The organism is Flavobacterium lipolyticum, from assembly GCF_020905335.1.
In the GTDB taxonomy this organism is placed as follows: domain Bacteria; phylum Bacteroidota; class Bacteroidia; order Flavobacteriales; family Flavobacteriaceae; genus Flavobacterium; species Flavobacterium lipolyticum.
On sequence record NZ_JAJJMN010000001.1, the window covers coordinates 1,671,547 to 1,685,668 of the forward strand.

General features: G+C 33.9%; 10 protein-coding genes. 2 read left to right on the forward strand and 8 right to left on the reverse strand.

Annotated elements, in window-relative coordinates:
• Positions 1-8 precede the first annotated feature (8 nt).
• Complete coding sequence (gene bamH / locus LNQ34_RS07430) at positions 9-1,631, reverse strand: BamH family beta-barrel-assembly machinery protein (protein ID WP_229999095.1); 1,623 nt, start codon at positions 1,629-1,631, stop codon at positions 9-11.
• A gap of 21 nt (positions 1,632-1,652) precedes the next feature.
• Positions 1,653-2,459 carry a glycogen/starch synthase gene (locus LNQ34_RS07435; RefSeq protein WP_017495922.1) on the reverse strand — a complete coding sequence of 269 codons (807 nt, stop codon included), beginning with the start codon at positions 2,457-2,459 and terminating at the stop codon, positions 1,653-1,655.
• A gap of 78 nt (positions 2,460-2,537) precedes the next feature.
• Between LNQ34_RS07435 and panC the strand changes: the two genes are divergently transcribed.
• Both panC and panD read left to right on the forward strand, forming a co-directional pair.
• Positions 2,538-3,416 carry a pantoate--beta-alanine ligase gene (gene panC, locus LNQ34_RS07440; RefSeq protein ID WP_202702746.1) on the forward strand — a complete coding sequence of 293 codons (879 nt, stop codon included), beginning with the start codon at positions 2,538-2,540 and terminating at the stop codon, positions 3,414-3,416.
• Between the two features lie 14 nt (positions 3,417-3,430).
• Entirely contained in the window at positions 3,431-3,781 is a 351-nt protein-coding gene (gene panD / locus LNQ34_RS07445; protein WP_017495920.1) for an aspartate 1-decarboxylase, read from the forward strand.
• 168 nt (positions 3,782-3,949) lie between these two features.
• Here the strand turns inward: panD and LNQ34_RS07450 are convergent, their stop codons facing one another.
• From LNQ34_RS07450 to LNQ34_RS07475, 6 genes are all read right to left on the reverse strand, one after another.
• Positions 3,950-4,852 carry a glycerophosphodiester phosphodiesterase family protein gene (locus LNQ34_RS07450; protein ID WP_229999096.1) on the reverse strand — a complete coding sequence of 301 codons (903 nt, stop codon included), beginning with the start codon at positions 4,850-4,852 and terminating at the stop codon, positions 3,950-3,952.
• 106 nt (positions 4,853-4,958) lie between these two features.
• Positions 4,959-6,356 (reverse strand): RagB/SusD family nutrient uptake outer membrane protein, encoded by a 1,398-nt coding sequence (locus LNQ34_RS07455; RefSeq protein ID WP_229999097.1) that lies wholly within the window; start codon positions 6,354-6,356, stop codon positions 4,959-4,961.
• An 11-nt stretch (positions 6,357-6,367) separates the two neighbouring features.
• Positions 6,368-9,742 carry a TonB-dependent receptor gene (locus LNQ34_RS07460; protein WP_229999098.1) on the reverse strand — a complete coding sequence of 1,125 codons (3,375 nt, stop codon included), beginning with the start codon at positions 9,740-9,742 and terminating at the stop codon, positions 6,368-6,370.
• Positions 9,743-10,152: 410 nt separating this feature from the next.
• Positions 10,153-11,232: a T9SS type A sorting domain-containing protein gene (locus LNQ34_RS07465; RefSeq protein WP_229999099.1), complete on the reverse strand. Its 1,080-nt coding sequence runs from the start codon at positions 11,230-11,232 to the stop codon at positions 10,153-10,155.
• Between the two features lie 22 nt (positions 11,233-11,254).
• A complete protein-coding gene (locus LNQ34_RS07470) occupies positions 11,255-12,937 on the reverse strand; it encodes a glycerophosphodiester phosphodiesterase family protein (protein ID WP_229999100.1) in 1,683 nt (560 codons plus the stop codon).
• Between the two features lie 13 nt (positions 12,938-12,950).
• Positions 12,951-14,057, reverse strand: coding sequence for a hypothetical protein (locus LNQ34_RS07475; RefSeq protein ID WP_229999101.1), 1,107 nt, complete (start codon positions 14,055-14,057; stop codon positions 12,951-12,953).
• Positions 14,058-14,122 lie beyond the last annotated feature (65 nt).

The following is a 14,122-nucleotide window of genomic DNA, read 5'->3' on the forward strand; positions in this document are numbered from 1 at the left end:
ATTAATTATTAATTTGGTTTCGTGTAGTAAACTTCAAGCTGTAATTTCTTCCCTTTTGGAATAGTTGCACTTGAAGTGCCTCCAAATAATACCGTCCCTAATGGACTAATAACTGAGGCTCTAGGTGCCTCTGAGATAACGTTGTTTTTTAGTTTTAATTTGTTAGAAGCTATTGTGCTTGCATCACCTGTCACCACCAAACCTAACTTTACGTTTTTCACAGTTGCATTCTTAATCATATTACGAATATGATTGGTTAATCTAATTTTATAGGTAGTACCTCTTTTGGTTGTAGGATCTACATTAATAATCCCACTATATATTGCCTTATTCAATAACGGATTAGATGAAGAAGTTGCATCAGAAACGTAATCTACAATAGGCACATTATCATCCAGGTTGTACAAATAAATTCGTTTAGGCTCATAAATCCCAGTCATTTTATCTGTATCAATAGAAAAAACTAAATTAGCCTCATTCACTAACCACTTATTGGTTCTGATTTGATCTAATTTTGCTCCAAAACCATTCAATTCTAATACCGCTAAAGATCCCTGACCTCCTTTTAAATAAAGTCTGTCGTCTCCAGCCTTATTATTTGGATTTGCTATCGCACTGGCATAAGCAGGGTCTTTTGCTTCTTTAAGCAAACTTGCCGAAGCACCTGTTAGCTTAATAACTAAGGTCTTATCCTCCATTGTAGTATCTGGGTCTGTTGTTATAGCCGTCTTAGCCTTGTACTTGATCGTTATTTTACCATTTGTTGCAAAATTCAGCAAAGCCATATTAACCGGACTACTACCTGAACGCTCTACTTTAAAATATAATCCTCTAAAATACTCCTGAAAAACATCGGCAGAGGCCAATTTTGCAGCCGGAGCTTTAAGAATTTTATCTAAAAAGAAAGCTTTATTCAGATTCAAACGCATTTCAGGGGCAACTTTAGTACTTGTTTCTTTACCCGTTGTGGGATCTGTACTTACATCTGTGATCTCACTCGCATTAAAGAAAAATTCATCATTTTGTGCTATGTTAGGATCGTCATTTAAAGCCTTTCCAGTAGCAACATATGGTTTTTTAGATTTATCAAAATTAATATAACTATCCACACCTGTATCTGTATCCATATCTGTATTATACAACTGTGCAAATTGAGCTCCTCCGTCAAAATAAGAACTACGCATTTGAACCCCTGACTCATAAACCCCTAATTTAATTTTACCATTAGAGGCTCCGTAGATAGAATCCAGTACAAAAGTTCTGCTTCCGTCACTGTTTGCCGTTTTTACATGATTAAAATAAGGAACACTTAGCACCACACTTACGATTTCTGGTGCATCACCAATAGTAGGTGCATACGTATCCAAACCAACCTGAGTCACAAAACTGGCAGCGGAACTACCAAAAACTGCATTATCGTAAATACCTAAACCATAATTTACCGATCCGTTTGACTGGATTGGGGTTACTTCCTGATTATAAGCTAAAACTTCATATTTTTCAGATTCCAGACCAAAATGATCGTCTCCGATCAAACCATCACCAATCGCATTAAAATCTTTATCGCAAGAATATAAAAGGACAACTGTTGCAACTAATAGTATTTTCTTAACAAAAGAAGTATTGTACATGTGTAATAATAAAGTTTAAATTTAGAGACCCATTGTTTTATAGAAATTTGTATACGCTTCAGCGAATGCATCTTTCGTGGCGAAAGGTAAAAAAGGTTTTCCTGAAGATTCTATAAATTTTGTTAAACTTGGCGATACATGCTCAGAAGCAATAATTACGGCATCAGAATGCAATATACTGGCTTTTAAGATATTTTCGTAGTTAGGCGTTTCCAGATCAGCAACTGATTCATGCGGAACCCCGTCAAATTTTACTTTATTAATCATTTCTAAATCAAGATTTTCATCAAAAGATTGTCCGTAAACCGAAGTTACGATCTTAGTTTCAGAAAATAAAGCTTCATTTTTATAATAGTGCTTCATGTAAATAGGCAACATCGAAGCCAACCAACCGTGAACATGGATAATATCCGGAACCCAGTTTAGTTTTTTTACAGTTTCAACAACTCCTTTTGCAAAAAAGATAGCTCTTTCGTCATTATCAGGATACAAAACCCCGTCTTCGTCGGCAAAAGTTGCTTTACGTTTAAAATATTCATCATTATCAATAAAGTAAACCTGAATTCTTTCTTTCGGAATGGAAGCAACTTTAATAATCAATGGCATATCTAAGTCATTCACTACCAAGTTCATTCCTGAAAGTCTAATTACTTCGTGTAACTGGTGTCTTCTCTCATTAATATTTCCATATCTTGGCATGAAAATTCTAATCTGACCTCCTTGATCGTTAATCATTTTCGGAACGTCATAAGACATTAAAGAAACCTCATTTTCAGCCAGATAAGGCACGACTTCAGATGATACATATAATATCCTCTTATCTTTCATAATAGTATTTTACTTAATTTTTGGTAATAAAAACGTTGCAAAATTACAAAATTTTATGCAGTTATTAACTAATATATTATGTTTGCAGTAAATTTTAATAATACTGCCATGCATATTTTCTACGGTAAAGTAGCTTTGATAGCCTATTTAAAAACTATCAAAACCACAAATTCGACTATTGGATTTGTACCCACAATGGGAGCTTTACACCAAGGGCATCTGGCTTTAATGCAAAGATCACTCAAAGAAAATGACGATACCGTTGTAAGTATTTTTGTGAACCCAACTCAGTTCAACAACCCCGAAGATCTCGAAAAATACCCGCGTACTTTAGAAGAAGATGTGAAGAAAATGAGAGGTTTAAGCGACAAAATAATTCTATACGCTCCTAGCGTAGAAGATATTTACGAAGGACATACCGTTTCTGAAGCTTTTGATTTTGACGGTTTAGAAAATCAGATGGAAGGAAAATTCAGACCCGGTCATTTTAACGGAGTCGGAACCATCGTAAAACGTTTGTTCGAAATCGTAACTCCTACCAATGCTTACTTCGGAGAAAAAGATTTTCAGCAGCTACAGATTGTTAAAAAAATGGTCGAAAAAAATCATTTACCCGTAAATGTTGTTGGCTGTCCTATTTTCAGAGAAGACAATCAACTTGCCATGAGCTCCCGAAACGAACGCTTAACTACTGAGGAACGCAAAGAAGCCGCTATAATTTTTAAAGTACTTACTGAAGCAAAAGAAATATTTCACAAAGGCACTCCTGAAGAAACGATTCAGTTTGTCGAAAATTCTTTCAAAGACAACGAAAGATTTGAACTCGAATATTTCGTCATTGCTGACGAATCCACATTGTTACCTATAGAACATAAAAATAAAGACAAAAACTACCGTGCCTTTATAGCGGTATTTGTTAATTCTATCAGGTTGATTGACACCATTTCATTAAATTAATTTACCTTTGCACCATGCAAATTCAAGTTATAAAATCTAAAATTCATCGAGTAAAAGTGACCGGCGCTGATTTAAATTATATTGGCAGCATTACTATTGATGAAACTTTACTAGAAGCCTCAAACATTATTGAAGGCGAAAAAGTAGCAATTGTAAACATCAATAATGGCGAACGTTTTGAAACTTACGCAATCAAGGGAGAGAAAAATTCAGGAGAAATAACCCTGAACGGACCTGCCGCGAGAAAGGTTCAAAAAGACGACATTATCATTATCATCTCTTATGCTACCCTGGAGTTTGAAGAAGCTAAAACGTTCAAACCATGGATCATTTTCCCAAATGAAAATGATAATTCGTTAACGTAAGGTTTTCTCTCAAAATTTAAAAGAATCTGTTTTTGTAGCCTAAAAAGATTCTTCAAAAAACCATAAAAAACAGAAATGACCGGTTTTGATTTTCAATATCGGTCATTTTTACTGTTTTACTCGAAAATTAACTTAGCTCTGAATGTGCCTGTTTTGCCAAGAATTTCGCTAATTTAATGTATGCAGTCTTTTTCTTTTTAAATATTCTAATAATTCTGTTGGCCTGTCAGTTTGTATCATTGTAGCTCCATTCTCTATAACCCAACCCCAATTTGTATCGGGCGAGTCTATAGCACGTTCATCTTCATGACCGGCACACATTTCGCCCCATAAGGTATTCACCCAAATCCCTGTTCCTCTTTGTTTTATCTTTTTTATTTGTTCAAACATAGGTGATTTTTCAAAAGAATACAGTACCTCAAAGGCAATAGGATGAGTCTTATTGAGGTAGTCATCAACAAACGTATTTAGGTTCGTCTGTTCTTCTCTGATAATGGGAATATATAAAACATCATTTATTAGCGAAGCATACTTAGTATAAACCTCAGCATAAGAATCTTCGCCTTTGATTAATGCCTGACGAAGTGTTCCTGTTTTCTTTAATACTTCAACAACCTTGTCCATATATTTCCAACTCTTATCAACATTTATTAGTATCTTTCCTTTTGCGGTAAGCATAAATTCTTCAAAAGTTGGAATTCTTTCATAAGTCTTTCTGCTTAAACCACCAGTAAGATAAAATTTCTGCAATTCATCATAAGTATAATCCGATAATTTCCCTTTTCCAGTCGTGGTACGATCAATGCTAGTATCGTGCATTAACACTAAAACACTGTCTTTTGTAAGCCTGACATCTGTTTCCATGATGTCAACTCCCATCTCAATACATTTTTTTAGCGCTCTTATAGAATTTTCAGGAGCATTTCTCCAGTCTCCACGATGCGCAGCTACAAAAACATATTTACTCTTGGAATCTTGCAAAACACTAATGAGCTTATCTGCATGAGTCTGAGCTTGAATAGTTTCAAAAAACAGTATTAGCAATACCATCGTTACGAGTATTTTTTTCATTTTACTTTTTTATGTTTGGATTTAAACAAATTTCACGATCAGAAAAAAAGCATGGTTTTGGTGCTTATTACAATTTTCATGCTTCTTTTCTGATTTTTACTAAAGCCTAATAACCTGGGTTTTGTTTGATAGCCGGATCTGTATTTATTTCTGTTAGAGGAATTGGCATTAAGAGATTATGACTATCGATTGTAATCAATATTCCTTCACTTTTAAACCACTGATTCATTACCGTTATTGCCGTTCCTTTGCGAAGTAAGTCAAACCATCTATCTCCTTCTCCAACCAATTCAAGTTTTCGTTCCAAGTCAATAGCACTTCTCAGATCTACCTGATTTACAGAAGAAATATTTGCAAGCCCTGCCCGTGTTCTTATTAAATTTAAGTAAGTCTTTGCCAAAGTAATATTACCTTGTTCATTTTCTATTTCTGCCAACATTAAGATAATATCTGCATAACGAATCACAACTACATTACTTCCTCCATCCGCAGGAACTGTACTGCTTTTAGTAAGTTTTAAAGAAAAAGGAACTCCCGATGCTGTTATAGCAACATACTTGCCTTTACGATTATCTGCGGCTGTATACATACTATACAGATTTTTGGTCGGAAGGTTATGTCCCTTTGCTCCCGATATTGTTCCTGAAGGACTAAATATTTGCTGCATACTGCTTCCTTCACTATTCCCATTTATGCCGGAAGCAAATTGAACTGAAAATAATATTTCTTTATTTGTTTCCTTGTTAATATCAAAAACGTCTGCAATAGACACTAAATCATGAATATTAGAATCTTTAACTTTTAGCAGCCATATTTTAGCATTTTGCAAATCGTTCAAGGTCAAATAGACCTTTCCTAATAAAGCTTGTGCAGCTGTTTTAATTACCTTGCCCGGTTTATCAGCCTTTACAGGTAAAAGGGTTTCGGCTTCTGTAAGGTCTTTTATAATTTGATCATATACAACCTTGGTCGAAGCTCTTCCCTGTCCTAAATAACTATTAGGATCTATCGTTTCCTGAGTGACTAATGGCACATCTCCATATAATCTTACCAAGTTAAAATACAAAAGCGCACGAATAAATTTCATTTCTCCTATCCGATTATCTCTGACAACAGCAACCTTAAAGGGGATCTTCTCAATTCTGTTTAATACCACATTAGCGCGTTGAATTGTTTTATAAGAATCTCTCCAGGTTTCGCTTATCGAACCTACAATACTTGTGACACTAAAATTATCCAACTTGCCAAATGTGCCGTCATCATTTAATGGAACTTCATCATAAGTCGCGTCTGAAGGAATCTCACCCAATGCCACCATATTTAGTCCATAAAGCCCATTTAATTGTAATCCATCATAAACACCATTAACGGCTTCTTCAATTTCGATTTCTGTACTATAAAATTTAGTAGCCACTTTTGACGTGATTGGATCTTGATACAAATCATCTGTGCAGGAAAACTGCGCCATCAGACAGAAAAAACCAATTATTTTTATTCTTTTCATAATAGCCATCTTTAAAAAGTTAAGTTAGTTCCAAAAATTACAGATTTTGTATTAGGATAGATGCGATTATCATTAAACCCCATTTCAAGAATATTAGCCGTTTCTGCTTCAGAATTGAAACCTCTGTATTTCGTAATATTTATCAGATTATTACCCGAAAGGTAAATTCTTGCCCTTGTTAAACCAATCTTTTTTATGGCTGTCTTAGGCAGATTGTAAGCTATTTGTATATCTCGAAGTCTTATATAGTCCGCATTAGTAAAAGTAATGCTTGATCCTCTGGCAGCTTGTCTGTTTGACGAGAAATTTCCCGTATTGGGTTGCCCCAAAAAACCGTCCGGATTATTAATAGGATGATATCTATTCTCAAAATAATAGGTATTGGGTATAGAAAACCCTTCACCTGCTTCCATAAACACGGCCAATTCTTTAGCGAATTTTTTTCTGCCCTGAATTCCGTTTATAGAGAAGCTTAATTCAAAATCTTTATAAGTAAAAGAAGAATTAAAACCATAGGCAATCTTAGGAGCATAACTTCCAAAGCCTTTTTTATCTTTCTCATTAATAATTCCATCCTTGTTAATATCTTCCATAATATAGTCTCCCGTTAGGGTGCCAGGCATATGGGGTGTTGTCGCAATTTGCTCATTTGTTTTATAAATTCCCAAAATATTATATCCATAAAGTTCTGCAATTGGACCTCCGACCTTTGTCCTGTAAGATCCTTGATAACCTGTTATTATTTCATTCTGGTTATTTCCCAGTTTTAACACTTCACTTTTATTGGTTGAAATATTTCCTCCGAAATTCCATTTTACTTGCCCCAGATTGATCCCGTTTCCTTCAAATGAAATTTCAAAACCCGAATTTTTTAATTCTCCCGTATTTTGAGTAGAAGTTGTAAATCCAGATTGTTGCGGTACGGGCACATTTAGAAGCAAATCACTTGTAATCGACGAATAAAAATCAGCTGTGAAATTAAATTTTCTATAGATAGTTAAATCCAATCCTAAATTGGTTGACGTTCTGGTTTCCCATGATAAATTCGGATTAGGGGAACTGGTGGTTGCAAATCCGGGATTTAATTCATTTCCATATACATAATTTTGAGGATTTACTAACGGAATAGATCCATAAGAACCAATTTGATTATTTCCCGTTTTACCCCAACTGGCACGTATTTTAGCAAAAGTAAAAATCGTCGTTTCAGGAAAAAAGGCTTCTTTACTTACTATCCAGCCTCCGGCTACAGAAGGGAAAAGTCCCCATTTTGAATTAGAACCAAAACGAGAGGAACCATCACGCCTCAAAGTCCCTGTGAGTTGATACTTTTCTTTATAAAAATACTGAGCACGGCCAAGGTAGGAGATCAATACCCATGTATCTTTTGAACTGGTCACCTTAAAGGCGCTGGCTCCCGCAATATTTGGAAGATTATCATCCGGTATTCCTGTACCTACAATATCTGATGAATTTCCTTCTTCTCTTTGATACGTATATCCTGCCAATAGCTCAATTTGATGCTTTCCAAAATTTTTAGTATAGTTTAATGTATTCTCGGTAATAATATTTTTTGCAGTTGAATTCGTCTCAGAAGCTACAGCTGCCTTGGGAGCGGGCATTCTATAATAACCTACTGAAGACGGACTGTAGAATTGGTTTAAAATATTTCTATAGTCTCCACCAAACAATGTTTTAAATTGCAGCCCATCACTAATATCATAGGTAACAAAAGCATTTCCAAACAGCCTGAAATACCTCTCTACATTTGAATTTAGTTTCATGACCGCAACCGGATTTTCTGCCAAAGCCCCATCTTGAGGAGCATTTGCAGCAAGTTGATTGCCAATAGCTAAAGAACCATCTTTATTATAAGGACTAAAAAATGGATAGGAAATAAGAAGCGAGAGAACAGGATTAGTATTAAATCCATCATCTTGATTGTACTTATTCTGAACCGAATAAGAAGGATTCAAGCTAATACCAAATTTAAATTTATCTGATAATTCCGTATTAAACCGAATTGAAGAGGTATAACGTTTATAATCTGTTTCGATAACAATTCCTGGTTGTTCGAAATAATTTCCGGAAATGTAATAATTTGATTTTTCATTTCCTCCCGAAACGCCAAGTGAATAATTCGTTATCGGCGCATCTCTAAAAACTTCATCCATCCAACTGGTATTTGCTAACCCTTCTAATCCGGGGTTTTTCAGGTAATTAAGTCTAAGCTCACGCTTACCTGCGCCTTTTGCTATTCTTGTAGCTTCATCGTCATTTTCACTTCGACTGTCAGGTTTTTTAGACACATACCCCCAATCTCTGGCTTCATTGAAAAATTGAGCCGCTTGATTTGCATTTACTATTTCTACTCCGGAAGCCTGTCTTTGGATACCGGTATAATAATCAAATGATATTATTGGAGCTCCTTTTTTTCCTTTTTTTGTAGAAACCAGAATGACTCCATTAGCCCCTCTTGATCCATAAATAGCAGCAGAAGCGGCATCCTTTAAAACATTTATAGATTCGATATCATAGGAATTTATGGCGTTTAATGTTGCTCCCTCAGAAAGAGGAACACCATCTACAACAATAAGAGGATTAGAGCCTGCGGTTAATGTACCTGTACCGCGAATAATTATCTTTGAAGAGGATCCCGGTTGTCCTGATGTTTCATTAACTTGAACTCCTGCCATTTTTCCACTCAATTGTTGTACAAAATTGGCTCCGGCAACCTTATTAAGTTCTTCTGCTTTAATCTGAACAGAAGACCCCATTACCTTCGTTTTTGACTGTTTCCCATAGCCAATAACTATTACTTCATCAAGAACTTTAGAATCTTCCTGCAGTATAATACTAACCATACTTTTATCAGATACTGTAATTGATGTAGTAATATAACTTATATAGGAAATCTCCAGTTTATCTCCTAATGAAGCTTCTATATCAAATTTACCTTCGGAATCAGAAATAGTAGCTTTATTGGTTTCCCTATTTTCAATTGTTGCTCCGGCAATAAAAAGCCCTTTATTATCTGTAATTATTCCTGTAATTTTTTCAATTTTTGTAGCTGTAGGGATAAATCTATTTTGCTTTCTTATTCTAATAATTTTATCCTTAATCTCATACTGAACCTCCTGTCCTACAATAATTTGTTTTACAATCTCATCAATAGATTGATTTGTTGCATTGATCGAAATTATCTTTCTTGTATCAAAGTCTCCCGATTCAAAAACAAAAGAGTATCCACTTTTTTCCTTCAGGGTTTCTATTGCTTTCCCAACACTTACATCACTGTAATTCAGAGTCATAACTTGTGCATATCCCGTTAGATTTAGGAAATACAATATCATGGTCAACAAAGTGACCTTTATTTTTTCATTCATAAAATTGGTTTTTATTTATTTTTTTGGATAACTAATTCCTTAAGAAGAGACAATTTTTATCTTTATACCCTGTTTCAGAACTTCTTGGCTAGACAGTTAAAAACATAGAACCGGAAAACATGGTTATTTTTCGATTTTTTGAACTTTTTAAAATACTGTTACTTTTTTTCTCCATATTTTTTGTTTTTAAAATATCCTTTTATTTATTGTTAATTCAAATCACATCCTTTTACATATCTCATTTGTAACTTGTTTTATTACTACCACAGATTTACTTGATGAAACGGTTTTTTTCTAATATTAGCTGTTAAATAATTAATTTTAAAACACCTAATTCTTTAAAAGTTGCTGCCTTAAATTTCTATTATAGTAAAACAAGCGGTTAAGGAATATGAAAGTATTTTTACTGATTAGTTGTGGAGTAGTTTATAAGAATAAGTATTATCCTTTGTCGTTATTTTTAAAAACATTACATCGCTATCCGATCTAATATTGCTATGGTTTATTGTAATTTTGTTATAGCCTAAATTTAGATTTTTGGCTTCAGAATACAATTCCTTACCTTGCAGATTAAAAATTTGAATTTGAATTTCACGATTACTATTTGAATTGATATCGATATTAAAATAGTCTTTTGATGGGTTTGGATAAACTTTAAATTCAAAATCACTGTTTGTTTCTAGACCCTCTGTTTTTGCTTTTTCTAATTCATTATTCTTATCTTCAGGAGTGGATGCAACTTCTCTTTTTTTCTGTGTCTTATTTTCTTCTTTTGGATATGAAAAATGAGTTTGTACATGATCTTTAAGTTCTGAATAATTAAATTCATGTATCTTAACTATCCCCGGTATTTTAAATTTTGTACTATTAGCATTAGAACCTATGCGAATTTTAGCGGTAGAAGTCCTCTTTAAAAATTCATTCATTGGAGAATTAGCATCATTGAACTTGTAATCCAAACCAAAGTAAGTTGCTGACAAATACTGAGTGTTAATTGGAATTGTAGTTTGCTTTATTTGCACTTCAATCCACATAAAGCGGGCTGTAAAAAAGTATCGAACTGTCCAGACTGCATCAACAGGAGTCTGGTCTTTTAAAGTAAATAACGGATCAAATAAAAGATAATCGTAATATGTACCATTTTCATGATATCTTCTAAGCATCACGGTTTGATTTTGATAGAAGACTTCTAAAAATCGCCCTTTACTGCTTTCAAAACTTAATAATTGATCTCCATTCTTTGGAGCTTCAAAATCACATATAATCACCAGACCATCTTTACTTTGTGATAAATTATCCATTTGATTCGCTATAAGAATCTGCGAATTATGATCTGCTTCTGATTTGCTTGTAAATACATTATTCCCATAAGGTGCAAAGTAGGAATAAGGCCCTGCTTGAGAAAATGACACATTAAAATTTAGCAGCAATAGCAGTGGTAAAAGTTTTAGTTGTCCTATCGAAAAAGTACAAAAAGAAATATTTTTCATAACGGTATAAATTTACATGTAATCAAAAATTGGATTGTACTTGGGACCAGATATCAGGTCTGTCAGTTGTGAGAACGGATATATTAAAGTAAGGAATACTATTTAAAAAATAATGATCTCCTCTAACGTCAATACGCATATCCTTAATATTCCATTGTGCCCATCTGTCTACGTTCCCTTTAGGTCCCATAGCCTCTTCAGAATAAATTCCTGGTCTTAATCCAGTTATTTTATACGTATATTCAAATAAGTTTCCATATAATTTACCTCCTCTACTAAAAGAGTTAATAGTACTTTCGCTCTCACTTTTAAAGTTGGTTTCAAAAGCCATAATTTTATTGCCGGCAGTACTATACCAAGTATCAATAAATTGAGCTTTAGACTGAATATCGCCACCAGGTTGTAAAACAGGAAAATATAGGATTTTGGAAAGCAAATTTTTGTCGAAATCGGCTGGCATACCATTTACAATATCTTCATAGGTATAGGTTACTTTGAATGCTACATATTTTAAGGCATTTTTAGTGTTCGCTACTTCAATACATTTTCTCAATATTAACATATAATCCTCTTTTTGCATTCTGTCTGCGTTTGTTGGATTCAGTAGCGGATCGTAATCGCACCTTGCTATGCACTCCTTGGTATACATCTGATTTCGGGATTTGGCAGATTTAATATCAATGGTTAATATTGTTTTGTTTGCAATCATTTCATCTAACAGATCAGAAAAAGTTATAAAATTATTGTCACTTACGGTCCCATTGCGTTTTCTTAACTTTAATGTTTTCAATTCATTCAGGGTTTTATCATAAATATAATCTGTATCTGGTCCGGAATAGTTTGTAAGACGGGGCAAGTAATAGTCGTGACTTACAACTATTAAATTATCTTTCGTCCGTGTAATATCCGATTCTATAACTTTTGTGTACTTCAAGGCGGCTTTTATTGCTTCAGGAGTATTTTCAGGAGGGCCATTACCTAAGTCGTATCCCCAATACCCTCTGTGTGCAGCAAATACTAAATTAGATCCGTGCTCTAAATTTGGAGATTTAATTTTGCTCCAAATAGTACAAATAGGATCACCGGAATTATCTAAATTATAGCAAAAGTGATTTGAATCAAATTGTAGATTTCCTCCTGCCGAACCAATAACACCTATTCCCGGTACTTTGATCCTGGAGAAGGTTGCATTTGTGGTAAATACAAAAATATTTACTTTAATATTAGTCGATAAAAAATTATAAATGGATGTTTTTTGAGATTTATCATAACGAGATTTATCAATTGCCCATAAAGCCCTTTTGATATCGGCAGTCTCCCAGGTATCAGGGTAATTGGACAGCCAGGCGGCATCACTGGAAGTCATTGAATTCTTTGTTTGCGTAAATGAAGTCCCTGCAAAATTATTTGTGGTAGCAGTAGTAGACAGTTTATAAATTAAAGTACCTTTTTTAAAAGGCCTGCTTTCATCATACGTCCAAACTTCTATTTGAATGTTACCGTTACCCAATACCTCTCCAATTATTCCTCCCGATAAATCCGCATCCGGACTAAAAATATTTAGTAAACTTATTTCGGCTGTAGTGTTTAAAGCTACTTTTTCCTGTCCTAATACCGTAGTAATAGATAGAAAAAACAATAATTGACTCAAAAAAAACAAGCCTTTCTGGTTGATTTTTTTGAAGTAAAGATTTATACTCTTCATTGTTTCAGGTTTTTTAATGACGCTTGATCTCTAGATTTCGGATAGAATTTTTCAATCCCTGATAGTCCTCTTTAATCTTATCCAATTCCTTTTGTTGGTTTATTGTATAAAGCATAAGTTCTTCTATTTTCTCCAAAAGCCTTACATTCATCTCATGCAAATTATAGCCATTTTCAGATATTGACTTTTGAGAAGGTATGTTAGGCAAATGTTTATTTACTGAAATAAATTCATCGATTTCTTTTAGTGTTTTTAATTTGTAAGTATCGTTAAAAACATAATCTGCCCATGTTGCTTTAGGACCAATTCCGTAATCTTCAGTCAATATGCCCTTATGAACAAATAAATCATAAGAACTTCTCTTTGAAGTATTAATTTCGCTTGGCTGTACACCACCAATATATACATTGTCACTAGTGTCCAAATACATGTTTGAACCTGTTCCATTTGTTCCAATAAATAGACCATGATTTGAACCGGTACCAATCCATCCGTCAGTCTTAGTCTTATTGTTAGCTAATTTAACCTGAATGCCATTATAATCACTAGCTATTGTACCATTTGCATGAACTTTGAATTGAGGAGAATCAATGCCTATTCCAATATTTTCGCCGGGAAAAAGAACAGTATCGTTACTATCACCAATGTATACCTTGTTTCCTAAATCTGATGAAATATTCAAACCATTTTCGTCTCCATAACTAATAAGTTGTGTTTTGTAATCATCCACCAGCACCTTAAAATTGTCATGTTGACCATTTGGGTTAGTACTGGCAACCGTTAAGTTTCCCTGAGAGTAAATATCTCCTTTTACCCATAAATTGGCCTTATTATAAGCGCTCCAGGTTAATGACATTCCCATATACTCGGTAGATTGATCATTATCATGCCACCATCTAAAACCTTCTACACCTTTTAGACCACTACTAGGGCCATTGTTGTCTTTATCTACCAGTAAATCAAATATCGATGCGGCATAATAATACGGATATGTATCACTAGAATAAGGTAATGGAATAAAAGTTTGAGCAAAACCGGAACCTGTAAGAAATAAAAAGGTAAATAAATTAAAAAAATAATCTTTCCTTTTTAATTGATTTTGAAATTTAGTTGTTTTCATAAATACTTGATTTTTGTCATTAATAATAACTCGTTGAGTAAAATTGAATCCGTTGATTTTTAATA

What these genes read in the sequence shown, in the direction of transcription:
- panC (WP_202702746.1), top strand. Translation starts at nt 2,538, where the DNA reads ATGTTTGCAGTAAATTTTAATAATACTGCCATGCATATTTTCTACGGT.
- LNQ34_RS07465 (WP_229999099.1), bottom strand. Translation starts at nt 11,232, where the DNA reads ATGAAAAATATTTCTTTTTGTACTTTTTCGATAGGACAACTAAAACTT.
- LNQ34_RS07450 (WP_229999096.1), bottom strand. Translation starts at nt 4,852, where the DNA reads ATGAAAAAAATACTCGTAACGATGGTATTGCTAATACTGTTTTTTGAA.
- LNQ34_RS07460 (WP_229999098.1), bottom strand. Translation starts at nt 9,742, where the DNA reads ATGAATGAAAAAATAAAGGTCACTTTGTTGACCATGATATTGTATTTC.
- LNQ34_RS07470 (WP_229999100.1), bottom strand. Translation starts at nt 12,937, where the DNA reads ATGAAGAGTATAAATCTTTACTTCAAAAAAATCAACCAGAAAGGCTTG.
- bamH (WP_229999095.1), bottom strand. Translation starts at nt 1,631, where the DNA reads ATGTACAATACTTCTTTTGTTAAGAAAATACTATTAGTTGCAACAGTT.
- panD (WP_017495920.1), top strand. Translation starts at nt 3,431, where the DNA reads ATGCAAATTCAAGTTATAAAATCTAAAATTCATCGAGTAAAAGTGACC.
- LNQ34_RS07475 (WP_229999101.1), bottom strand. Translation starts at nt 14,057, where the DNA reads ATGAAAACAACTAAATTTCAAAATCAATTAAAAAGGAAAGATTATTTT.
- LNQ34_RS07435 (WP_017495922.1), bottom strand. Translation starts at nt 2,459, where the DNA reads ATGAAAGATAAGAGGATATTATATGTATCATCTGAAGTCGTGCCTTAT.
- LNQ34_RS07455 (WP_229999097.1), bottom strand. Translation starts at nt 6,356, where the DNA reads ATGAAAAGAATAAAAATAATTGGTTTTTTCTGTCTGATGGCGCAGTTT.